This window comes from Indolivaga macrotermitis (genome assembly GCF_900128985.1).
Lineage (GTDB): Bacteria > Bacteroidota > Bacteroidia > Bacteroidales > Dysgonomonadaceae > Dysgonomonas_A > Dysgonomonas_A macrotermitis.
The window spans coordinates 150,114-174,735 of record NZ_FQUC01000002.1; the positions used below are offsets into that span (position 1 = coordinate 150,114).

12 protein-coding genes are annotated in these 24,622 nt (G+C 41.1%); 2 read left to right on the forward strand and 10 right to left on the reverse strand.

Annotated features, from left to right (window positions below):
* The first annotated feature begins 115 nt into the window (after positions 1 to 115).
* Together BUC12_RS03730 and BUC12_RS03735 are read left to right on the forward strand one after the other, a co-directional pair.
* Positions 116 to 913 (forward strand): PhzF family phenazine biosynthesis protein, encoded by a 798-nt coding sequence (locus BUC12_RS03730; protein WP_062176755.1) that lies wholly within the window; start codon positions 116 to 118, stop codon positions 911 to 913.
* Positions 914 to 916: 3 nt separating this feature from the next.
* Positions 917 to 1,432, forward strand: coding sequence for an OsmC family protein (locus BUC12_RS03735; protein WP_062176752.1), 516 nt, complete (start codon positions 917 to 919; stop codon positions 1,430 to 1,432).
* 296 nt (positions 1,433 to 1,728) lie between these two features.
* On the opposite strand, the gene BUC12_RS03740 is transcribed toward BUC12_RS03735, so the two are convergent.
* The 10 genes from BUC12_RS03740 to BUC12_RS03785 all read right to left on the reverse strand — a co-directional run bounded on the left by BUC12_RS03740 (position 1,729) and on the right by BUC12_RS03785 (position 24,552).
* Positions 1,729 to 3,969: a DUF5703 domain-containing protein gene (locus tag BUC12_RS03740; RefSeq protein WP_087880245.1), complete on the reverse strand. Its 2,241-nt coding sequence runs from the start codon at positions 3,967 to 3,969 to the stop codon at positions 1,729 to 1,731.
* Between the two features lie 169 nt (positions 3,970 to 4,138).
* Positions 4,139 to 4,363, reverse strand: a complete 225-nt coding sequence (locus BUC12_RS03745) for a YdeI/OmpD-associated family protein (RefSeq protein ID WP_062176749.1) — start codon at positions 4,361 to 4,363, stop codon at positions 4,139 to 4,141.
* 27 nt (positions 4,364 to 4,390) lie between these two features.
* Positions 4,391 to 5,035 (reverse strand): DUF3826 domain-containing protein, encoded by a 645-nt coding sequence (locus BUC12_RS03750; RefSeq protein WP_062177041.1) that lies wholly within the window; start codon positions 5,033 to 5,035, stop codon positions 4,391 to 4,393.
* Between the two features lie 16 nt (positions 5,036 to 5,051).
* Positions 5,052 to 6,470, reverse strand: a complete 1,419-nt coding sequence (locus tag BUC12_RS03755; RefSeq protein WP_062176745.1) for a sialate O-acetylesterase — start codon at positions 6,468 to 6,470, stop codon at positions 5,052 to 5,054.
* A gap of 90 nt (positions 6,471 to 6,560) precedes the next feature.
* Positions 6,561 to 7,634, reverse strand: a complete 1,074-nt coding sequence (locus BUC12_RS03760; RefSeq protein WP_062176742.1) for a mandelate racemase/muconate lactonizing enzyme family protein — start codon at positions 7,632 to 7,634, stop codon at positions 6,561 to 6,563.
* Positions 7,635 to 7,637: 3 nt separating this feature from the next.
* A complete protein-coding gene (locus BUC12_RS03765; protein WP_062176740.1) occupies positions 7,638 to 11,015 on the reverse strand; it encodes a glycosyl hydrolase in 3,378 nt (1,125 codons plus the stop codon).
* Positions 11,016 to 11,086: 71 nt separating this feature from the next.
* Positions 11,087 to 13,951: a glycoside hydrolase family 2 TIM barrel-domain containing protein gene (locus BUC12_RS03770; protein WP_082141868.1), complete on the reverse strand. Its 2,865-nt coding sequence runs from the start codon at positions 13,949 to 13,951 to the stop codon at positions 11,087 to 11,089.
* A gap of 16 nt (positions 13,952 to 13,967) precedes the next feature.
* Positions 13,968 to 17,228 (reverse strand): beta-galactosidase, LacZ type, encoded by a 3,261-nt coding sequence (locus BUC12_RS03775; protein ID WP_062176737.1) that lies wholly within the window; start codon positions 17,226 to 17,228, stop codon positions 13,968 to 13,970.
* A gap of 79 nt (positions 17,229 to 17,307) precedes the next feature.
* On the reverse strand, positions 17,308 to 21,768 hold the full coding sequence (locus tag BUC12_RS03780; RefSeq protein ID WP_062176734.1) for a beta-d-glucuronidase/beta-L-arabinofuranosidase: 4,461 nt from the start codon (positions 21,766 to 21,768) through the stop codon (positions 17,308 to 17,310).
* A 108-nt stretch (positions 21,769 to 21,876) separates the two neighbouring features.
* The gene (locus BUC12_RS03785) at positions 21,877 to 24,552 is read right to left on the reverse strand and encodes an alpha-d-galacturonidase (protein ID WP_062176731.1); all 2,676 of its coding nucleotides are present in this window, start codon (positions 24,550 to 24,552) and stop codon (positions 21,877 to 21,879) included.
* Positions 24,553 to 24,622 lie beyond the last annotated feature (70 nt).

Genomic DNA, 24,622 nt, shown 5'->3' on the forward strand with positions numbered 1-24,622 from the left:
GACTGTCCAGTAAATTCGGTTATACAAAGGGTATCTTTGTCGTGGAATAAGCAACTTTACAGAAATTCACGATTGATAAGGATGGGTAAATGCTTCAATATTAAAAAACAAAGATATGACACTTGATATATTCCATATAGACTCATTTACAGAAACGCTGTTTCAGGGTAATCCGGCATGTGTAATACCTCTTGAAAAATGGCTACCCGACGATCTGATGCTTAATATAGCAAAAGAAAACGGCGTTGCGGAAACAGCCTTCATTGTACGACACAAAGACTCTTTTGATTTACGGTGGTTTACTCCCGATCTGGAAATGGATCTTTGCGGTCATGCAACATTGGCCGCTGCACACGCAATCAAAACGATTCTGGGATTTGATGCCGGTAAGATCCGGTTCAATACCGAGAGCGGCATACTCAACGTGGATATTTCGGGCGAAAGATACATACTGGATTTTCCGTCCCGTCCATCGGAGGGTATCTCTTTTCTGCCCGATGAACTAACCTTTTCGTTGAGTATTCAACCGCAGTATATATTTAAAGCCGAGAGAGATTATATATTGGTGTATGAATCCGAAAGTTTAATCAGGGATATTGTTATCGACAGGGATGAATTTGATAAAATAAACTTAGGGCAAGGTGGTGTGGCTGTGACCGCTCCGGGGGAGAATTGTGATTTTGTATCGCGGTTCTTTACTCCTCAAGCCACAATATTGGAAGACTTTGTTACGGGATCATCCCATTGTTCATTAGTTCCTTATTGGAGCAAACGCTTATCGAAGAAAGAACTAGTTGCCCGTCAGATTTCGGCTCGCCCGGGAACATTATACTGTACAGACTCCGGTAATCGCATTCTTATTGGTGGCTATGCGGTTACTTATTCAACCGGTAAAATTTACATGAACAACTGATATATGACAAAAATAGCAACATTCGCCCTGTTCATTCTGTTGGCAGTAAACTCATATGCACAGAATGACAGTATAGATAATCCGGCTATTTATGCGGTAAAAGCAGAGATTTCGGAATTAAAAAACCGCACATTGGAATGCAAGGTGCGCGATCACACAGTATTTGTAGACCAACCAAAAGTATTCGGTGCGGATGATTTGGGACCGACTCCCCCTGAGATGCTTGCCATAGCATACGGAAGCTGTGTGGTTTCAACCATGCAGCTTTTAGCATTACAACGCAACCTGACTATAACGGATATATTTGTGGAAGTCGAAGGTCATATCGATTTCTCAAAAGCGTTGGGTATCAGCAATACCAATCGCGCAGGATTTTCAGGGCTGAATCTTAAAATACGGTTCGATTCGGATATGATAAAAAGCGAAAAGGAATCATTTATTAATGATGTACTAAAGATTGGGGCAGCCATTGATAATGTGGATAATCCGACTCCGGTCAAATATGAAATAACAGATTAATATGAGCGGGTTATTTTTATCTATTATATATAAAGAGGGTTCTTTGATATATTGAAAATGATAAAAATGAAAACTAAAAAGGATGAAGAAAAAAAATGATAAAAAAGATGTCACTTTTGTCACCTTTGTCACTTTACCGAGCATAATCTATTGATTTAAAACAGAATAAAAAGGTAACAAAAGTGACACCCAGGTAACAAACGGATGTCACCTTTGTGTAGTTACTGTCACCCGTCTATAAGGATTGTAATAGCTGAAAAAAGAACGTTTCCTCAACTACTGATTGAGATTATACATTAAAAGAAAACGATATCTTTTTTCCGTTCTTTCGGAAGCACTTTCAATAAAGTTACTTTACCCTTTTCAAGCTTGCACTCTATTGTAGTATTATGTGGAGCATGAAGTTTGAAATGAACGTCCCACGATTTATCCCAGCATGGGAGAAGCAATATCTTCTCTCCGGCTGTTTGTAATAACATTTCCTGTAATGCTATCATTCCGCTTCCACCCCAGTTATGGTCGGGAGTCCAGTCATATCCGGGCCCCCAGAATGCAGGAAACCGGGTGTCTGAATTTTGAAGCTTTTCAACAACCAGATCCTTTGCCTCATCGACAAGTCCTAAACGGGCAGCCCATATAGCATCCTGTTTCCATCCGATATGACTACGGAACTTTGCCACGTCCTTATCATATTTCCATGTATTCAGGGCAATATCCAGACCGGGCTTCCCTACCCCATATATTCCCCATGGAAAAACAGGGTATAATTGTGGAGTTTCCACATTGTTTATCCTTTCCCAAAGCCATGCCGGAGAAATGGCTTTATGCCCGTCGATCTCTCTTACCTCTATATCAGGTATTTTATTCACAAACTCGGTGAAATATCTCCTTTTCGTTGTATCAGACTGTATTTCCTGCAATTTCAACAAACAGTTGCCTACTGTTTGTAAGGCAGCAATAGTTGAACTTGCATTGTATGCCATTTTATAAGTCTCGCAAGCCGAACCCGGATAAAGGACGAGTTTTCCCTCCTCATTCAGAGCTTTCCGACCACGTTGTTTTGCCAGATATTGATAATGCTCGTCAAAAAATTTCAGTGTATTTTCTATCAAGGGTAAATATTTAGAGATATCTTTTCCTGTATAGCGATTGTCTTCCAATATCATGAAACAGAATTCGAGAGCCGTATCCCACTGATACTCCAGCCATGCATTATATTCCATTCCTTTATCGAAATCGCCGGGACGCTTCCATCCGTATTCACTCGGATTGGGTAAGCCGAAGTTTTCTATCTGCTCTGTAAAGCATGCGCCGCCATGTCCCCAATATACCTTACTCCGCAATTCGGCTGCAGGTAAAATCCGGTTATAAAATTCGAATTGGGATGTCATCATATCCGTATCTCCGCTTTTCAACATCGGAAAATATACCAACCTTTGATTCTGTGCAGTATGTGTTCCCCCACCCCATTTCCGGAAATCGGGAGTAAATGCCAATGTGCTGTCTACATGTACCGGATCGTAAGTGAATAATCCACCATTGAATTTAGTCGGATATTGCCCGTAAGCATTGCAAGCCAACATATAACGGAAAAGCTGGTAATTACGGGCTATTTCAAAACCCTTATCTGCTTTATCCGTTGGTTGGATACAGATAAAACTCCTGTTCCAAAACTCTCTCCACCAAGCTATGTTCTTTTTAAGATCAGATTGTACAGGTTTGTAAAGTGTCTGTTTCCAATTGGCGGGATTTACAGTCTGTTCAGTATGAAGCTGAATTTTTAAATGAATATCCTTTTGCGGTTTTATGCTTTCCAGCTTCCATGCTTTGTAATCGGTATCGGCATATTCGCCGGAAGAAACTCCTCCCGGTTTCAAGCCTTTAGCTTCAATGATACCGCCGAAAGTAAGATTTTCTAACGGATTATATATTTGCTCTTTTACTTCTTCGAGTCCTTGCAGCTTAACCGTAGCATCAAAAACAGTTTCCCCCTGATTCCGGTGATAAAAAAGTATATTATTTCCATCGAAAGATATTTCATCCTTTTTTGCAGCCAAGTCCTTAGGTGCCGCCCATTTATAAGAATTCTGGTTACTTTCGCTTTTTCTCAAAAGCCTGTCCTGATACCGCCAGTTTTCATAAAAAACTTCCGCCTTTAGATTCTTGTTATTTGCAATATCAACATTTATAACCGGATTGAAAACATCAGCCCATATCCGTATATCCGATGATATATCGCCGTTTTTTCCTTTAAGAATAACATGTCCATCCTCCAATTGCAGTTCCTGTCTGAAAGATTCTCCATCGAAAGGATTTGGTGATAACCTGATACGGATACGGCCTAGTCTCAGCAGAGTATTACTCTCGTCAAAAGTTCCGCTTCGGGAAAAATAGAATAGTATATCTCCATTTTCAGCCCATACATTCATCCCGATATCACCACCGCCGCAAGGCATACTCTCACTCGAATTCTTGCTTTGAGTATCCCAGACAATATTATAATCGGAAATATTCTGTGCAATTAAGGAATAGTACATTCCGCAAAATACCAATAAGAACAAACCAAAGCGAAATAAGCATCCGCTATGGTTCAACATTCTTTTATCAGTCTTCTTTCCAAATTCCTGACAGACTTGTTTAATAATTATGTCCATTTAATTTTCTATAAGATCGCACCCTCATAAACACTTTATCAAGGTTACAATGCTATACTGTCTTTAACGTTTTCTGTTTATTCCTCAGCATAAGTAATGCTTTTTCTGCCCGTGTTTTTCGTGTGGTTTCATTTTTTGCACCGCCAACCCAATCACAGTATCCTCTCTTGTAACCGTCTGACAGACTTTGGAAAAACTCCAATGCTTCTTTTTCGTTTTCCAAAATATCGGTCAATTCCACAGGTACGATAATCTCTCCTTTACTACTTGCTTCCATCGTAATGTAAGATTTTATTACTTCGTATTATTTACTCATTTTCTTCTTTTTTAGAGCATTAACATACTCTTTATAAATAGCTTTCCAGTTATGTCCATTCTGATAAAGGTACAATTCTATTTTGTTTTTATAAATCTCAAATATAGCGGATATTTGCTTCATACTCTTATAATCTATAGCCTGTTCACGGGCTTGTTTAAGATTACTCAATATAAACGCTTCTTCTTCCGGGGTCATGTCAGGTACTATTTCTTTATATGCTTTCATCGTGAAAGCCACTTTGCCTATGGTATATTTATCCAGAATGGCCTCAACCTGTTCTTCCGTCAAGTCTGCCCGTAACCCTGACATTAAAGTCTCGTGGACTTCTTTAGGCAAAGTTGAATCTACTATTATCTGCTTGTCCAGTTGACTTATTTTTTCTCCGGTCTTGGGATTAATCCCATCAGGGATTATAACATCAAGATGGCTGTTGTGCCAGTCGTTAACAGTCTGAAGATGCGTTGATATGACTTTAATCAGGCGCAATTCTTTTTCCGAATCATTTAGATTCAGGGAGGTAACCCACAAAGTTGCCTTCTTCTGTATATCATCCACCTCTTGTGCCTGTGCATTTGTAACGAAAACAGAAAAAGCAAAAAGCAATAATATATATGTAAATTTTCTTTTCATAAGAAATACTTTTAATTTATTCGTTCCAATCATCTGTACGGAATGAAGATAGCGGTAATCCTTCCGTACTAAACAGGTCACCCATCACAAAATCTTTAAATGCATAACGAACAGCAACCGGCGCACTTACCTTGTCGGACGAAACCTCCACCTTGCTTCTTTTTATCTCGGCTTTAGCAGGATAGAAAACTTTGTCTTCACCTGCTACTTCGAACTGTTTTAGTTCCTTTCCGAAAGATGTCAACCACATAGGTGCATTTTCAAATGAAAGGATGGCCTTACCATCTTCCACTGTCATTTCTTTAAAAGTCGGGCTTTCATATGCATAGCCTGTCATTCCGTAAGTCTTAGCTAAAGCCATCATAGCCAAACGGTCGCCTCCTGTTTTCTTATCTCTGGGGTGAATACATTTTTCTTCGCCAATATCCATCAAAACGACCATTCCCGAATTGGGTATCATTTGAGCCGACTTGTATTGTGCTTCACGTAAGAAAGCCGCATTAAAATGGCCATGTTGCTCAGCCGGATTATCGTAAGGAGCTATCTGGCAATAATAGAACGGAAATTCTCCTTGTCCCCATAAGTTACGCCATTCGCTGACCATTCGCTGAAAAAGTTTGGGATATTGTGCCGCCCTGTCGTAATTAGATTCTCCCTGATACCAGATACAGCCTTTGATAGTATATCCTGCAATGGGATTTATCATACCGTTGAAAAGAGTAGTCGGAGTACGGTTCTTCTCTTTGACGTCTTCTTCTGTTTTAGGTAATTTTACCTCATTAAAATCACTAAGCATATCTTTACTCATCCACGATTCTATCCACGAGCCCCCCCAAGAAGAAAGTATCAATCCGACCGGAACATCCAGCATTTCATTCAATAACCGACCATAATAATAGCCTGTCGCACTGAATTCTTTGACACTTTCGGGGGTAGCTTCTTTCCATTCTCCGACAAAGTCAGCTTCCGGAGTAAGAGAAGAGGTTCTTTTAACAGTAATCAGGCGGATATTCTTATTTTTAGATTTAAAGATAGCTTCGTTTCCTCCCGACACAGGCTGATTCTTAAACCCTTTCATCGGCATCTCCATATTCGACTGACCGGAGCAGAGCCATACTTCGCCAATCAAAACATTATCAAAGGTTATACTATCTCGGTTATCTGAAACCGCGAGGTTATAAGTCTGATAAGACGCCGCAGGTGTCTGGATTTTGATTATCCATTTTCCCGAATTATCCGCTTTAGCAGTATATTTACGTTGTGTCCACGAAGGTGAAATAGTAATTGTTTCACCTTTATCTGTCCACCCCCAGATTTTAACTTCCGTATCTTGCTGGAGCATCATATTATTTCCGAATACAGACGGAAGCTTAAGTTCTGCATGTACCGAAAAAACGATACTAAGCAATAATAATAGAGAGACTATCTTTTTCATATCTAATTGATAATATTATTTTTATTCAAAAGCCAAAAGCTAAAGCCCTTCCAACGAATATAGTTCTTCAATTTTACTATTCATATCCGGCTAAATTTCAGTCAATACCGAGTCGTTGAAAGTAAAACCCCAACCTGCTCTATCGTGGGGAGATGCACAACCGTCTACTATTTTCAACGGATTGTCAATCAACGGATCTATCCAATCGAACGATTCCGCTCCCGCTCCGTTGGGTATGGTACAAAGCAAAGGTATATCATAGTCTTTATAATAATGTGGCAATACAGGTATATTGAAAGCCTTTGCCAAAGCAGCACTATCGCGCCAAGCCTCCACTCCTCCCAAACGAAGAATATCGGGCTGCCAGATATCAAGTGCATTTCTCGAAGCAAGTTCGCGCAAAGGTAATGTCGAATATTCACGTTCACCCATTGCCAACGAAATGCCCGCCTGATTCCTCAATAATTGATACCCTTGAAAATCGCTATGATTTATAGGTTCTTCAAACCAATGAATGCCCAGTTCTTTCGCACTTCTCGCCAAAGCTAAGGCCGAAGCGACATCCAAGCCCTGATTAGCATCCATCATAATATTCACATCGTTGCCCACAGCTTCCCTGACCAGGCGCAGGCGTTCGAGGTCTTCTTTCCAATCCGGCTTTCCGACCTTTATTTTTACGGCTTTAAACCCTCTCGACTTATAGTCTTTCACTTCGGAGATCAGCTCTTCTATACTGTACGATATCCAACCACCACTTCCGTAAATAGGTATTTTGGTCGTATATGTTCCTAGCACTTTCCAAATAGGTTGCCCGAGTGTTTTACACCATGCATCCCACATAGCGATATTGAATGCAGCCTGTGCCCATCGGTTAATACCTTCGAGCCCGAAATATTCATTAGCATGGTCTATCTTATCAACCACCTTTACTGTATCGCTTACTTCTTCGCCTAAAACCATCTCGCCAACATCTTTCAATGCTCCCGCAATTGCTTTAGGGCTGTACTGAAAACTCAAAAGATAAGACTCTCCTATTATTCCGCTTTCGAGTTGCAAACGCAATACTATAAACGATATTTCGGTCAATGTATGTGTAGCATCCGCAATAGGTCTTTCCAACCTGCTTTTTGCTGTATATACAGAATATCCTTTTATTTTATTCATCTTTTATTTAGCCTTTCGATATCTTGTTATCTTCACATTTCCTACTAGCCCGCTTTTTACAAGAGTTTTTTCTCTCATGTTATAATAACGGGAATTTGTCCATATCTTTTTGCTTTCATCCTTTTCGATTCCAAGTTCATCTCCTAAAATACGGTTCGCCCATGTATTAGCAACCGTTATTTCGAGGCTGTTATCCCCGTTCTTTACAGCATCAGTAATCTCTACTCGATACGGCTTTGTCCAAATAGTTCCGCACGATTTTCCGTTTACCTTTATTTCTGCCAAATTATATACATTATCTATTTCGAGATAATAACGCACATTATCCTCGGGCTTAAGATTAAAACTATTCTGATAGACAGCTTCTCCCGAATAATATTTGATCCGGTCATTATCGTTTTCAGACCAATCTGTCAACTTATTAAAAGTAATAGTTTCTTTTGACCCGCGCATATTTTCATCGAAGTTTACAGTCCAAGGAGTATTTATAGTAACAGGGGACAAAACCTGTGTTAATCGTGCCTGATTACTTCTCTTTTCTGTCGGTGTTTGTAATACTATAAAAACAGATTCTCCCTCATCCAGATGTAAATTGAGATTAGTTCTATTGTTAACCACTTGCCAGTTAATATCTGTTTTTATCTCGCCGGTGACAGGATTCCACAGTTCGGGGATACGCCCTACCGCACGTAAAGAAACTTTTACATCACGAGGCACTTTTTTTTGATTGGATATAAAATAAATATCCACCCCATTGCTCTGCCTGTGTGCATAAGCAACATCTTTGGCATATCCGTTTGAATTTTCAGTAACAAGAAGATCTCTTTCCAAACCTATTTTGTCAAAGTTCTCATCCGTATATGGTAATGATATGAACTTGTCTTTATCTATTTCTAGTTTATTATTCTTTTCTCTATAGCCGAGTGTTTCGGTTGGTAATTCTTTCATCAGAATAGTTGCACCCTGCTCCGAAAACTCCTGCAATTTTTTGGCTACTTCCACTGACATACGTTCGGGATTAGGTTGCATAGCATGTTTTGCAGGAATGACCAACATGCCATAACTCATCCCATCGGGCAAAACGATACGCCCGTTTTCTACTTTTACCAGATTGAGCAAAGCATCCGCATTAAAACTATCATAAGCATATCCCCTCAAAGGATTTACCCAGTCTTTCGGGTCAAAAATATTCGCAGAATGGGTTACACCTACAGGCATTACCCGTGTCGGTTCTCCGACATTCGCCATACGCCGTTTTTCCCATTCTACTTTTTCTTTTCCGAATATACCCGGAAGATAAGGAACGAGCCTGTCAGGCAAAAGCGAACGGCGGGGAAATTCCTCCCCCGTGAACACGGCAATATCTACAACAGGTTTTCCGAATTGCAATAGAGCATGGCAACGCTGCGCATAATCCACCCACGCTTTCCCTAGCCTCCACCATGTCTGATCGCGCTGAAAATAAAGACCGATGCCATCCAAAGTCATACCCGGTTTGCGGTCTAACCACGGATTAAGCCCATAAACATGGTAACTCAGACGATTGATTCCGAACGAATAATTCCTGTCCTGCAAAGTTTTCAACATAGCCGGATGTTCGTCAAACAGCATACGTAATTGCGTGAAAGCTTCTGCCGGAATGATATTCTTTCCGTAAATATGTGCTCCCGAAATAGCATCGAGAACATCGTTCATCTTATCGTGCGTAGGGCTCTGATACCAGTATTCACCCATGGGTATATCTGTATTCCTGAAATGCATCATACCATCGCTCATCATTGTCGGAGAAACATTTTCCGCCGAAAACTGACAACCTTTGGCGTTTGCTTCTGCTTTCAGAGTCGCATAAAATTTATCTACAACAAGTTCCGATATGGTCTGGCGAACATCATATAATACTCGCTCCGACACTTCTGCACTCTCTACGGGAATACCTGCCATCACAGGCAAGAAATCATATATATCATATCCCCTGCGTTGCCGGAATTCGTCACGGAAATTGGATGACCAGTTCTGGCTGCCGCACTCCCAGCTATCCACATGAAAAATCTTGAGAACTCTCGAAGCTAAATCTTCTCCTGCCACTTCTACGGCTTTACCAAACCATGAGTCGAATTGCAATTTGATAGCTTCGGGATTGAATTTATCACATTCTAGTCCGGAGCCTTTTCCTCCTGTTCCATTATCATATCCGGTAGCAGTATGTCCCATCCGAAGGATAGTCCAGTTACCTTTAGGGGCTTTCCAATTCAGATTTCCGTTTTTATCCACATATTGGGAGATATCGATCACTTCTTTCGGATTAAGACACAAATTTTCAGCAATTTGCTGTTCCGTTGTACGAGGTGCGATTCTCCATGTCGAACCGTTTTTTGCCTCATACTGATGAATACGTGTTTCTGATGATAACCGGATAGCGGTTATTTTAAGAGATTGTTTCCATTTAGCCGCATCCAGATCTTCCACACCCGGTTCTGTTCCGGCTTTGTCATACAAAAAACGAAAATAACGGGCAGTCGTTTCGGGCAGAGTATGTGTAATCAGAAACTCTCTGCCTAATTTTTCAAAATCGACTTCCTGCCATCCCTGACGCGGGGGCTGTAACCTCATTACTTCCCTGAAATTTACCCCATCGTCACTCGCCTGAACGACCAGACGCTGGGATTGAAAGTTATTACCCGAACGTTCTATCTGTATTGTCCTTGCCGTGAAAGGTTTGTCGAACTCATATTGTATCCAGCAAGGCGACTCACTTCTGAAAGTACCTTCCAGATTTTTATCTGCTAAAAACTGAGGGTTTATATCTTTTATATCGGTCGTGACTTTCGGTATAATGGTTTGTGAAGAAACACCTTCTCCCTCCATAGTTGGATAAGCAAATACGGCAATATCTTTATAATATCCCTCCCAGCTTTGAGGTTGGGGTAAGGCTTGACTGATATTCTTCCCTCCCTGAATATTCACCTGACTCCACACCACTTTCTGCATGGATAGTTCGGGAGTGATCCAAGGACCTCCTGCCAAAGCAAAACCATCGCATACATGGAATCCTATCTTTATCCCTATACGATCCGCTTCGTGAAAGGCATAATCGACCATTTCCCACCAAAGAGGGCTTAACTGTTCTACAATAGGTTCAATAAAAGGCTTTTCGGGTACTCCTCTAATGGGCATCAAATAAGCACCGGTAATACCAACTTCTTTCATCGCTTCCAAATCGGCAGTAATACCTTCTTTAGATACAGCACCCCGCATCCAGTACCAAAATACCCAAGATTTAGCTTCTTCGGGCGGAGATTCCCACGATTGTCTCAGATTCTGGCTAAAGCCTGATTGCAGAACCAGAAAGAAAGTTATAATAAATAAACCCAGTTTTTTCATGTTGTATTATTTCTTTGGTGTAGGGGCAGGTATATCTCTGCCAATGGGTAACCACAAGGGTTACCCTTAGATTATTTCGCTTTAAATTTCAGATAAATACTACCCTGCTGTAATCCTTTCACCCATTTTGCCTGCGATGAAGGTCCAACTAAATCAGTCGTATTTACTTTATTCCGAACGGCAGGAATTACCTTCAATATTGATATTCCGGTTTGGGGGAACGTGTACAGTAAAACATCACGTCCATCACGGGGAGAATAGATTCCCAGATAGTTATCTTCGCAAGTATTACCCAAACTAATAACACCTTCTGTAGTATTGACATCCGTCCAACGCCAGTTACTGAAATATCCTTTAAACTCCGGATAGATAAACGATTCGCCCGGTATAGGGTCATTGTAATCGTTTTCCCAGATACCGAAATTAGTGCCGTGCAAACGATTCTGCCATACACGGTAAGGTCCTTCACCCAACCAGCGTTTCGATACCACTTGATTTTCGGGATAGTCGAACATAATTCCCATCAGTTCAACTGTGCCTTCATATTGGTAACTATAATCTAACCGAACCGTACCATCATTTTTAATTACCCAACGCGCTTGTCGCATATTTCCGAAATAATCGGCTGTCACGACAATACTATCATTCATTGAATTATAAGAGAAATTCGTCAGCTTATTTTCGCCCGAAATATCTGTATAAATACGTTCTTTGCTACGGGCTTCATTATCATCGTGATTGTAAAACATATCCATAGATCGGTCACCACGGCGTAAAGCTATAAATCTTGGACCGTTTCCGAAAGATATCGTTTTTCCGTTTTCTTTTACGGAAGCCAGTTCTCCTGATTTTCTATTAAACGTAAGAACAGTAGAACCCGAATTCACCACTAAATTACCCCCTTCTTCTTTAGCTGAAATACTTGTATTTCCTTTGGTAAAAGAATAGAACTCAGCAGGCTTTTTCCATTGCCAGTCCCATGTCCATAACTCTTCGTTGGTTGGACTATACGCAGTTACATATAAAGCATCAGCATTTTTCCAATCGGAAGAAAGGTTGATTTTCAATTTTCCCGAAGCGTGGGGAGCAATATCGACGCCTTTTATTTCTCCTGTTTTTATTATTTTTTCCTGATTTCCGAATGTTTTTAATGTCCATACGAAACGACAGTCTTTCAGGTTAGTGAAATCATACCGGTTCTCAATATCGAATGTTCCGTCAAAATTTTCAGGCAATGCAGTATTCATTATCTGAACAGGCGACCAAACCTGCTTTACCGTAAAGAAACTTCCTTCTTTTTCGTGATGAGGCCCTACGATACCATCGGCACCATAATTACCGACATTATCGATACGTCCGTTCTGATCGGTACGTACAACACCTTCGTCGGCAAACATCCAGATAAAGCCCCCTGCACAACGGGGATGTTTACGCATCGCTTCCCAATAATCCCATAGGCCTGCACCTGCGCCCCCATCATACAAAGCATGAAGAAATTCCGTAGGCATCCAGATTTCGGGTTTACGCATGTACTCCTGACTTTCGCCATACGAACGGTAGTGCATAGTTTCAAATCCTCCGAAATTCTTTTGCGGATGAAGCAAAGGGCGTTTCTGCGGATCGAGAGGAGCAAATTCTTTATCTATCTCATGATTGTGCCCTCCTTCATTTCCATTCGCCCACCATGTTACGCTAGGATGATTCACATCTCTGGTTATCATCTCTTTGATAAGTTTAGCCCCGACATCGCTGTCGTACATGCCGTGCCAACCAGCCAGCTCGACCATCACATATAAGCCCAGTTCATCGCAGGCATCCAGAAACTCAGGGTCGGAAGGATAATGCGAAAGACGAACGGCATTCATATTCATCTCTTTAATGAGTTTTACATCGTCATAATTAGCCTGTTTATTAAGGGTACGTCCTGTTTCGGGACGGAAACTATGGCGGTTCACTCCTCTGATACTCACTTTTTGTCCGTTAATATATATCCCGTCACTCGGTTTCACTTCTATTGTACGGAAACCGAAGCGCTCTTTAACCGTATGTCTGACCTGATTTCCTTCAACTAACGAAAACTTTACGTAATACAAGTTAGGAGTTTCGGGAGTCCAGTTTTTAATATTATCGAATTTCCCTTTGATAATTGCTTTATCCGAACCGTTAGAAACAGATACTTCAATAGCATTTCCTACAGTTTTTCCGTTTATATCGGTTAACTCCGCCCTTACTTTGGCATTATTACCCATGGCTGTTCCCAAAAAAACATCTGCATAAAAACTACCGTCCGCATCCGCATCGATAGCAATACGGTCGATAAATTGTGCAGGTAAAGCCTCCACAAATACAGGACGGAATATCCCTCCGAAATTCCAGTAATCGGCACGCCTTTCGGCAAGATTTACGCTTGGATTCGAAGATTCTTTACTCACAGTAACTTCCAATACGTTCTCTTTATCTCCAAAGAAAATACGGTCACTCACATCATTCTTAAAGCGATAGAATGCTCCCTGATGGGGATATCCGCAACGTCGTCCGTTAATCTGCGCTTCGTAATCGGTCATCACTCCATCGAAAACAATACGTACTACACGACCTTCCCATTCCTTAGGAAGTTTGAATTTATATTTGTATTTCCCTTGTTCATTGGCGATACCGGGAGGATTGGCTTTTCCGTAGAAAGGCATTCCGTATTGATAAGTGCCAAAGCCCTGTAATTCCCAGCAGGAAGGAACGGGTACAGTAGTCCATTTTCCGCTGTTTCGTCCGTCGGTACAAAAGAACTCCCAATCGACAGCATCGTCCGAGCCTCTTCCCGACAGATATTGTATTCCTGTTTCTGTATTGCTAAAAGCCTGTTTGTAATTTTGAGCATCCACATTCAGTGAAATAAGTATTCCACAAAGCAACAGAAAGGATAAGAAATTATTTTTCATTTTTAGTTTTTAACTTTTAATTTTCAACAGGTTGTATTACAAATTTCAATTCATGCGTTTTCTTTTCGATGGCATATTTTTTCAATACTCCGGGACCGCAACTACTGTTTCCTAATCCCAACATAGCGGCATCCAGAGAAAGGATTACTTCTTTTCGCGGTTTCAGTAAATAAGCATGTGTCGCTTTATCTAAATCTTCAGCCGTAAAATGCAGGGCAGAACCCGACATTTTTTCGGAGTAACAGGTAAAGGAAATGCCTTTTCCCTTCGTATCGGTCAGATTTATCCATCGGATATTTTCTTTATTTCCCGTCTCCTGCGGATGAGGATATGGAACATATTGAGCAGTAACTGTACTTTCATACACGCCTATAGGACAAGAAGTTTTCCGGTCTATATAATTTTCGTATGGCCCATGTCCGTACCATTTTACATTTTCTAAATCCTGATTTAAAGCCATAACAACTCCCAAACGTGGTAATTCGGGTAAATCGCCTGTGGGAATAAACTTATTATCAACTTCGATGCTACCGTCGCCATAAACAGTCCAGATACATTCATGAATGAATTTTCCATTTTTAGCACTGCTTTCAGCTACTGTCTTTATGGTTATTTTATTTGCTTCTTCTTTAATTACTTCGGCTTGCATCACATTTCTTTGAAGGCTATCCAGACTATGTTGTTTCCAGTCTTTTGCCAGCCAGTTACCGAAACCTTTATCATTATCGACAGGTGCACGGTATCCCTGAAATATGGGTGCAGAAACAATCATTTCTCTGCCATTGTATTTTAAAGAAGACAACGAGCCTTTTTGCATATCGAACACGGTAGAAAATCCTTTTCCCTGTATTTCGACTGTCGAACTATTCTTCGTAACTTTTTGGAATGGAATATTTTTAGATAAGAATGTTTTTTGTTCTCCTTTTTTCAACAATAGCTGTTCGAAACCTATTTCATGACCTTTGTTTGCCCAAAGTGCGCTTTCTTTCAGATGAAAGCTGATACGCAACCAGTAATCGCTATTCGGATTTGCTTTAAAATGCTTTACAGGAACTTTCACTTCCTGCTGTTCTCCATATGGAATATCCACATTTGTCAAAATTCCTTTCTGTAAAGTATCTCCCTCAGCGATTAAAAACCAACGGGTTTCGTATTCATTCAAATTCGTAAAATGATTGTGGTTTGTAATCCAAACTTTAGCTTCATCCTGATTTAAAACAGAAGGTTCAACCCTCATCGGTTGATATACTTTCTTTACTTCGTAATATTTGGGCGTAGTTTCGCGCTCTGCAAAAACAACCCCATTGAAACAGAATGCTTTGAGATTGGGCTTATCGCCGAAATCGCCTCCATAAGCCATAAAACGGGTTCCATCACTTGCCGTTTTATACAATCCCTGATCTACCCAATCCCAGATAAATCCGCCCAACATTCTTTTATTGGAATAAATTTCATCCCAATATTCCTTGAAATTTCCCATCGCATTTCCCATCGCATGAGCGTATTCACTGGTAAGGACAGGGCGGTTATCGACCGGATTCCGGGCAATACTTAACAAGCGCTCCCAACGGGCATTTTCGGCACGCTCTTTGTCTTCGCCTTCCGCAATATTCGGGTTAAGATATTCATCCTGTACACGCGGATAAAAACGGCTGATTACATCTACAGTCTTCGGATCGGTAGGTGTTCCCTGTGCCCCTTCGTAATGAATAAAACGTGTCGGGTCGAAGTCTTTTAGCCAAGCTGAAATAGCGGCAAAATTAGGACCATACCCTGCCTCATTCCCCATCGACCAACATATAATGGAGGGGTGATTTTTATCCCTTTCAGCCATACGGACAGCCCTGTCCAGAAAAGCGGCATGCCATGCAGGATCACTTGCAAGTTGCCCCCTTAGTCCGTGTTCTTCTATGTCTGCTTCGTCCATTACATACAGTCCGTATTCGTTACACAATTCATACCATTGCGTATTGTTCGGATAATGCGCTGTCCGCACGGCATTGATATTAGCCTGTTTCATCAGAATGATATCCTGTTTCATACGCTCATAACTTATGGTGCGTCCGGTAGCAGGGTCATGTTCGTGGCGATTGACACCACGTAAACGGATAGGATTGCCATTGATTAGCACCTGACCGTCTTTTATATCAATACTGCGAAACCCAACCTGACAGCGCACACTTTCAATTGTCTCATTTTTACCATTAACTAAACTCAATACAAGTATGTACAGGTTGGGCGTTTCCGCAGTCCATTTAAACGGATTATCTATTTTCTTCTCTAACCACGCAAATTTTGCAGCCCCACGTTGCGGAGCGCGGTCATTCATTACGGATGCTTTATAATCTGCATTTAATACGGGAAAAGCATCTTGTGTCAATTCTTCGAAAAAGACAGGAGTGTTTTGAGAATCATACAATTGAGCCTGAATACTCCAGCCTTCGAGCTTATTTCCGTGATATGATTTCAATTCGGGTTTTATCTGTAAGGTTGCATCCTTATAATCTTCATCCAATATCGTGCGGACTGCGAAATCGGATATCCTGACATCAGACGTGGAATAAAGAAAAACATCACGATGAATACCGCTTGTCCGCCACATATCCTGATCTTCGAGATAGCTGCCATCGCACCAGCGATACACTTCCACTGCCAACTGATTTTTACCCTGTTGTATATAATCGGTTATATCAAATTCCGAAGACTCCATACTACCCTGACTATACCCTACTTTTTTACCGTTTATCCATACATAGAATGCACTTTGGACTCCTGAAAAATGAATGAATACACGCCGGTTTTTCCAATTCGCAGGTAAGTCGAAATTATGTCGATACGAGCCGACAGGATTTCTTTCCTTAAATGATGTATAATCCGTTTTTGGTTCTCCCATAACCCGAGGAGGATCTATTTTGAACGGATAACCTGCACTCACATAGATAGGTGTTCCATATCCCTGCATTTCCCAATTGGATGGAACAGGAATCGTTTTCCACGATCTATCGTTGAAGTCGGTACGGTAAAAATCCTGCGGACGTTCTTCGGGACGGGAAACCCAATTGAACTTCCAGTTACCATTTAACAACAAATAATAAGGCGATTTTTCTTTATCGCCCTTTAATGCCTGTTCGACAGTAGCAAAGGGTATAAAATCAGCCCGGGCGGGCTCCCTGTTTATTTCCAATACGGACAGATTCTCCCAATCGGGCTTATCGTATTGAGAATAAGCCGATACCGTCGAAATAATGAGGGTTATTATTAGTAAGTATTTTTTCATTATGTTATTCTTAGTAGGGATAATCCTTGTGGTTACCCAAAGCGGGTAGAGAGAAACCCTACCCCTACATTATATTTTATTACTGCATATCCAAAGCATCGAACCATAAACCGTTCAGGTTGTCTCCACTGATAACTACCGTATAATGTCCGGCATTGATATAAGCACCCGTTGTAGTACTTACCATGCGCCATTTCTCGGGTGCGGACGGAAATTGGATCTTATCTTCACGCATTACCCGTCCATCGGAAGCCAGCACCTGAATATTCGCTATAACAGGCTCTTTATTCACATTCATATACTTAAAACGCAAAGCATATACACCTGCCAGTCCGGGCGAAATAGTCCAGGATATAGAATGAGAACCGCCTTTGGTTATCTTCATTCCGTCCTTTTTCCGGTGATTCACTTTCTGCCAACCATTACCTGTAGTATGTGCGCCTTCTGCCTCATAAGTTATTTCAGGGCGAAGGTTCGGCTCTTCAATCCAATCGATTTGAGGAACTGCGACTATATACTTATTAGCTTCGATAGTGACAGGCTGATTTTTCGGATATGATTTTTTCACAAATCCGGTATCTGCTTTCACATATACGTCTGCATTGTCTGTCAAAGTGAAACTTATTTCTTTAGTATCTTTATTTGGAGAAATCCACTCCGCACCGTAAAGTACAGGAGGAAGTTTCGAAAACTCTTTTCCTGTATCTAACCAAGTATTTAATTTGCCTCCTTTTACATCGGAAATCAATGTAGGAGAAGCAGGCGCAGGTTGTATACCTGAATTTTCGGAAGCAATGGCAATCGCCGAAATTACCGCCTGACCGGCAAGGAAGTGAGGAAACGATATTTCGAGTATTCCGTTTTTAGCATACCCTTTTACCGTTTTTTTCAGAAGCCTGTCATGTCCTGCCTCTTTCCAGATGTCCAAATTCTTAAGAACTGTATCATTACTGATAGCTACATCAAAAATGCGGTATCCTTCACAATCCATACTCCGATCTGTTCCCCACCACGGTTCGATAAAATACAATTCTACCAGATATTCACCATCGGGCAGAGGAAACTGGTATTTCAGTTTATCCCTTCCATACCGGAATGTCTGAAACAGTTCCCAATCCTTTGTTCCGGCTATCGGGTCTTTTGTCTGGCGTTGAGATGCCAAGAAGTTCGGTAAGTTACCCAATTCATCTGTCCATGATAGGGAACCCCAGAAATTGCCTTCCTTTTTATGTACATCGGCAGACCAAACGTTTCCGTTCTCGTCCGTATATTGGGCACCTCCGCAATTCACACGGTATAAATAATTATATCCTTGTAGAGGAAGTGTCTGGTTCGAAACATCTTTATATAGTTTTTCAAAATCGGGAGATTTCGGAAGATTATCCATAACTATATAATCTTCTGCAACGGCTTTACCATTCACATATCCAACTGCATAAAGCACATTGTAACGAATATCTACATTATCCCACTTGAAATGTGTGCCAATACCACCTCGTTTCTGTTTACCTAACGAAACGGATTTCACATCATTGAAAAGTTCGACTTCGTCACAATTCGAATAAACGATAATGTTATCTTTTTTACCTGCTTCTGTCCAACGGTTATTCCATGTATGAGAAACCAGATAAACCATCGGTGCTTCCTCTTTCGGAACATAGTTTGAACGATACATATAATACACATCCAAAGGTTCTTCCCAAGGCGTAACCAAACCTTTGTAATTGAAAGGACCTATGCGGTCTATATCCCGAAACGCTTCTTCATTCTGAATCCTGCCCGGATTGTCATGCGAACTGTATATCCATTGAAATTGTCCGCATACACTGTCGCGGGCTTGCTCTGCCAGACGGATTTTCATTTCCATCAGAAGAGACATACGGTCTTCACTAAAGAGTCCGTTCTGTACATAGCCTCCCTCTGTATGCAGGTCGATGCTTCGCCATGCTCCGTATTCTCCATTGAGTAACTGTTCTTTTTTACTCAGTTCCTGTGCGTATCTATAAGGGTCACCGCCATATGTACCCGACCAGTTCTGAACTACATTCCAATCTGTTCCCGTACCTCCGTTACAAGTCGTAACCAGACGTTGTGAGGGAGAAGTCGGATCCATTTCGCGGATTATCTCTGTGCATTCTTTTGCAAAATCTTCGGGAAGCGTACTTTCGTTCTGCAATCCCCAAAGCACTACGGAAGGACAAGTCCTTCTCTCTTTTACCCACTCACGCAGATTATTTTTGAAGTTTTCCCTGAACTCGGGAGTATCATACCATACATGGGCTGATAATTGTGTCCAGAAAAGCATCCCCAATTTATCCCACATCTGCTGATAAACCAGATTGTGAGGTTGGTGAGCATCACGGAAAGCATTGAATCCTGCCGCTTTCATCTGACTGACACGGGATAGAATCTGCTCTTCCGAAAAAGCATGGCTTTGTCCCAACATATGTTCGTATTCGCATACACCGTTCACGAAGACAGGTTTACCATTCAGATAAAAACGCTGGTCTCCATCATTACGATAAATTGGCCACGAAATCCATTTGAAACCGTAAGACGTCGTTTCCTGATCTATGGTCTTTCCGTCTTCCTTTATCATTGTAATTAACTTATACAGATAAGGATTTTCCGTATCCCAAAGATGAGGATTTATCATATCTTTACTTTTCTGTTTGATAACCCTGATCTCGTTTGCCTTGAGAGTAACTTTATCCGTAATGCGCTCTACCTGAGTGCCGTCTTTATTGACCAGTTTTTGTATAATCTCGAAAGTCCGTTCACGCGAACTATAATTCTTTACTTCGGTATTGACATTCAAAGTAAATACCTTTTCGTTGTTTGAATTTGTTTGTGGCTCATGGTTATACGCGTGTACTCCAAACGGTTCGATCCGTACTTCATCCGTAACCACCAAAGTGACAGGACGGAAGATACCCATCGGCTGAGAACCTTCCGAAAATCCCCACTCTGACGAACAACCACCACACACCCATGGCGAATCCGCAATCATGGAGGGGTGATCGGCACGCACAGCCAAAACATTCGGGCGGTCGAAACGGATAACATCCGTTGCATCGAATGTAAATGTAGTCCGCCCTCCTGCATGATAACCAATCTCTTTACCGTTTAAAAACACTGTGGCATAAGAGCCTACCCCTTCGAAGAATAAAAAGTATTTCTTATTCTCCCCTTGTTTTTCTGCACCGAATTCCTTTCTGTACCAAGAATATCCGTGCTTATTTCCATGTTTCAGGCGACGTACGCCTTCATATTTATCCCAATTATGAGGAACACTTACCCGCTCCCATTTACTATCGTTATAACTCACAGCCTCAAAGCCATTGTAAGCCTCTTTATCTGTTTCGTGCGCAATCGTTTTCCAACCTTCATTCAGTGAGAATTCTTTGCGGAAAGTTTCCTTATCAGGCTTCGGAAAACGGTCGAGGCTTTTACCCATATCTACCGAAGTGGCTACGGCAATCCCACGTTGGTCATGCTCGTTTACCGCACAATAGAAATGGTAAACAACACCGTTCCATTTTACTACATACGATTTATGGGCAAACAGATTATCGTATTTTTCGGTAGGAATGATAAGGTCGTCACCGTCCCAATCCGTCCAGTTAACCAAATCGTAAGAACAGGCAAACGTGTTGAATGCCTTATACGGACGGTCTTTGCGGAATGCCCCGAAATAGAACATCACATATACATCTCCAATTTTCTGGATAACACCATCACCTGTTATCCCTTCCTCATGATTGACTATCGGATTGCCTTTATAACGTTTCCAGTTTACCATGTCTTTAGACAAAGCGATACCGATACGCTCCGCCTTTACATTATTGGCAGGGTTAACTCCGCCGGCATTGTAATACATGACAAAAGGATAACCCAGAGTTTTTTTCTTATCCCAAATAACCGATGATTTGTATTGCGTAATATTTTCCCACCATCCTTTATCTTTATCCATTGGCGACAGTCGCGGCTTGTCAAAAGTTTTCCATTCATGGGCTTTGGTGATGTCTCCTTCGGTATAAGCCATACCTTCTTCGAGCCGTCCTTGCTCATAACCTTGTCCTGTTCCTCCAAAATAGGACATCCAATATTTATTATTGAATTTTTGTGCTTTGTAGCTTCCGCCCCATTCGTAATCGATAAGGGCAACGTATCCTGCACGCTGATTTTCGTCCCACCTGTCTATACCTTGTTCGGGAAAAAAGAGTATTCGCCCTAATGTTTTCCACTTCAGTAAATCGTCGCTTTCTGCCAGCCATGTTTCATAGCCACGTCCGTCTTTACCCGACTTTCCGTTGTAAACCAGATAAGACATATACCACTTTCCGTTTTCCCTAAAAACAGTAGGACAATCTATTTTGTGCTTATTATCCGCAGGAGTTACAACCAAACCATATTTGTAGGGTGTCTTTACTTCCTCGTATATTCTTTGCATCACTTCTTTCGGCACTGTTTTTTGTGCCGAAAGAGAAGTAATACCCGAAAAACAAATTAATATTACTAAAAACAATATCCTTTTCATGGTTCTGTTTTAAACTCAAACGCTAAGACACAATGACACTAAGAGAAATACTTATATTAAAATTCTTGGCGGCTTACTGTCTTTGCGCTGATTCATTATTTCTGAAAATTAATAAAATAACCAGTCGATTTTACTGGAAGGATCATCTCCTCCGAAACCTGCATTATGTGGTTGTATTTTCTGGCTGGCATCTATAAAACCGAATACCATCAAGGCGCCTTTACCCAGATTCAGGGTGTGCTTCCCTACTCCGAACGTATAGGTATGGATATTTACCGAACCTCTGTCGGGAATATCAAGTGCATTAGCGATTTTCACATCCCCTTGTCCGTACTGATTAGCACTTGCATCTGTTTCTAATGTTGGAGCTTTAGCATATTCTTTACGCTCGGTATTCAGATAACCGACTAATAGACTAACAGGTTGTTTCGCATCGAAAGTCAAAGTCGTACCTTCTCCATACTGTTTATCCTGACTGAAACGCAAAGGTTTCATATTTTTCAATTCCTCTGAGAATCCTTTTATTATAAAGTCTTTATCGGAGAATACTTTTTCTCCATTCTTTATAGTATAAGCCGGAACACTGATATTTTCGAATTTAATGTCGATAGGCTTCAATATCTCCGGTGTTTGCCTTGTACTACCATGTTTTTTCAAAAATTCGATATTCTTTTTGAAGTTGGCAAGTTCAGCTTCGTAATGAGGAAGCAATTCTTCCCAAGTCTTGTTTTTAGCATCGTCTCCCCCGATCGGAATACGCCGTTGGGCAGTCTGCATACTATTCGCATACAGGTAAGTATCTTTAGTCAGGTCTACCAGTTGTTTGTAATATTCCACGCTTTTTTCTACATGGGGTATAGCCTTTTCCAAGTCACTTATATTATTCGAATGGGTGTAGCGAAGTATCAGCATAGCCGCTTCCACTTTCTCGGAAAAGAAATTAGCAAATGCCTGATAACAATACATATCATTCTTCAAACGATTGAATTCGTCCTTATTTTTCTTCACTCCTGCCGAGGCTTTATCTATTGCTGCAACGGCCGCATTTCCATGAGCAACAGCTTCTGAAATCAGTTGCGGAGGAGTTTCACCCACGTGAGGTTGCTTATTCCATTCCTTATTCATGTATTCGATCAGAAGTTCACCCTCCGGTCCGCACGATTCATGGAATCCGGAATATACCTTCCATTTAGCCGGATTCACCAGTTGGCTGAGGAACATACCTAAAAGAAGTGTTTGTCTGTTTCCTTCGGTAATACCAAATTTACGGAGCAATTTAGGTGCTATTTCTCCCGATTGTTCATAAGCTTCGAGGATGTCCTTTCCACTGTTTCCGCAATCATACATATCTCCTAATAACTTTGACCAATACTTTATTTCATCTTTACGATCCCGATTAGCATTCCATGCATACCTCGCCCAGGCCTGATACCATATCCAGTCACGTTCCATTTCTTTCAGGCGTGGCTCTGTTTTATCGGCAGTATAAGGCCAGTCCCAATAAGAAGCCTGTGGATAGAGATGCAAAGCATTGGCTCCATGTACTTCATGCATAGCATGCACCACTTTTTGTATAAAATCGGGAGAACCGTAGCGGAAAGGTTCCAGATTAGCGAGGATATGTACATTATCAATGTGCACCGAGCCCAAACTACTGAGATCCTGATGAATCTTAGCCCAAGGGCCTCGAGGTTCGTATGTAGTCAGCGATTCACCGTTATATTTATGCATGGTATACAGATTCTTATAAAGAGGAAGTGAAGCTTCCATCACCATTTTGGCATCCGTATCGTGTGCCCGGACAACAATTGGAGGTTCTTCTGTTACATTCAGCTTCTTTAATCCATCCTGTACTCCAGGTATGATTGTTTTTGTAAACCACTCTACATCATCATCATAAGTATCCATTGCTTCGCCCAGACAAACCAATAGTCCGACATTCGGATACTTCTCGATGAAGACTGCTATCGACTTTCGGGTATAGTCGGAAATCAAAGGAGTAATCGGCCGGCTTCTATCCTGTGTTTTTATACCGTGATGCTCGGCAAAGGGTTTTGAAACCAGTATATTGTAAAACATCTGGATAACCCAGATACCACGTTTGTCAGCTTCCTGGGTCAGGAAGGCAAACATTTCTTCATTCTTCTTAAATGTTTCGTCGTCCACCTCTACCGCATACGGATAATCGTCCAGTTTTACCAGTGAGGCAAAAGGATGCCCGTTCCACAAATAGAGGGAGTTCATTTTATTTTCAACTAACATATCCAGATACTCGATCCAGAGTTCTTTATCATAAAACCAAGGAAAGGTTTCGGGAGTATACGGATATTCATACACAGTCCTTCCCGGCAGGTAATAAGGCTTCTGAATTCCTACGCAAGCACCACGAAGAACCATTTCGGGTTTATCCGTTATATCGAGCCCAACCGGTAACTTGTTGTTTTCTTTGATAAGCTTTCCGAGCTCTATACAGCCATATAAAGCACCCGACTCGTCATTACCTAAAATATTTATAGTATTATTTTCTGATTTAATACTATATCCCTCTTTAGCCAATGAGTCGGTTTTGTTCACTCCGACTTGTATCAATAAATCGGAACTATTATCAGAAGAAGTAATAAGAGAGACTTCATAATCGGCATTTTCCAACGCTTCTTTTAATTTCTCAACTCCAAACTTAACGCGGGGTGAAGCGTTTTCGTCTGAAACGATACTTACCTTCTCCTTAGAGCAAGACACTAATAATAAAACATTTAGGAATACTAATAAAATTTTGGACTTCATGATTAGTATATATGGTTAATTTAAATATTTAAACTTATCTTTTAATCTGTGCTGTGCTATGCTGACAAAA

What these genes read in the sequence shown, in the direction of transcription:
- BUC12_RS03755 (WP_062176745.1), bottom strand. Translation starts at nt 6,470, where the DNA reads ATGAAAAAGATAGTCTCTCTATTATTATTGCTTAGTATCGTTTTTTCG.
- BUC12_RS03765 (WP_062176740.1), bottom strand. Translation starts at nt 11,015, where the DNA reads ATGAAAAAACTGGGTTTATTTATTATAACTTTCTTTCTGGTTCTGCAA.
- BUC12_RS03785 (WP_062176731.1), bottom strand. Translation starts at nt 24,552, where the DNA reads ATGAAGTCCAAAATTTTATTAGTATTCCTAAATGTTTTATTATTAGTG.
- BUC12_RS03730 (WP_062176755.1), top strand. Translation starts at nt 116, where the DNA reads ATGACACTTGATATATTCCATATAGACTCATTTACAGAAACGCTGTTT.
- BUC12_RS03750 (WP_062177041.1), bottom strand. Translation starts at nt 5,035, where the DNA reads ATGAAAAGAAAATTTACATATATATTATTGCTTTTTGCTTTTTCTGTT.
- BUC12_RS03775 (WP_062176737.1), bottom strand. Translation starts at nt 17,228, where the DNA reads ATGAAAAAATACTTACTAATAATAACCCTCATTATTTCGACGGTATCG.
- BUC12_RS03740 (WP_087880245.1), bottom strand. Translation starts at nt 3,969, where the DNA reads ATGTACTATTCCTTAATTGCACAGAATATTTCCGATTATAATATTGTC.
- BUC12_RS03770 (WP_082141868.1), bottom strand. Translation starts at nt 13,951, where the DNA reads ATGAAAAATAATTTCTTATCCTTTCTGTTGCTTTGTGGAATACTTATT.
- BUC12_RS03735 (WP_062176752.1), top strand. Translation starts at nt 917, where the DNA reads ATGACAAAAATAGCAACATTCGCCCTGTTCATTCTGTTGGCAGTAAAC.
- BUC12_RS03760 (WP_062176742.1), bottom strand. Translation starts at nt 7,634, where the DNA reads ATGAATAAAATAAAAGGATATTCTGTATATACAGCAAAAAGCAGGTTG.
- BUC12_RS03780 (WP_062176734.1), bottom strand. Translation starts at nt 21,768, where the DNA reads ATGAAAAGGATATTGTTTTTAGTAATATTAATTTGTTTTTCGGGTATT.
- BUC12_RS03745 (WP_062176749.1), bottom strand. Translation starts at nt 4,363, where the DNA reads ATGGAAGCAAGTAGTAAAGGAGAGATTATCGTACCTGTGGAATTGACC.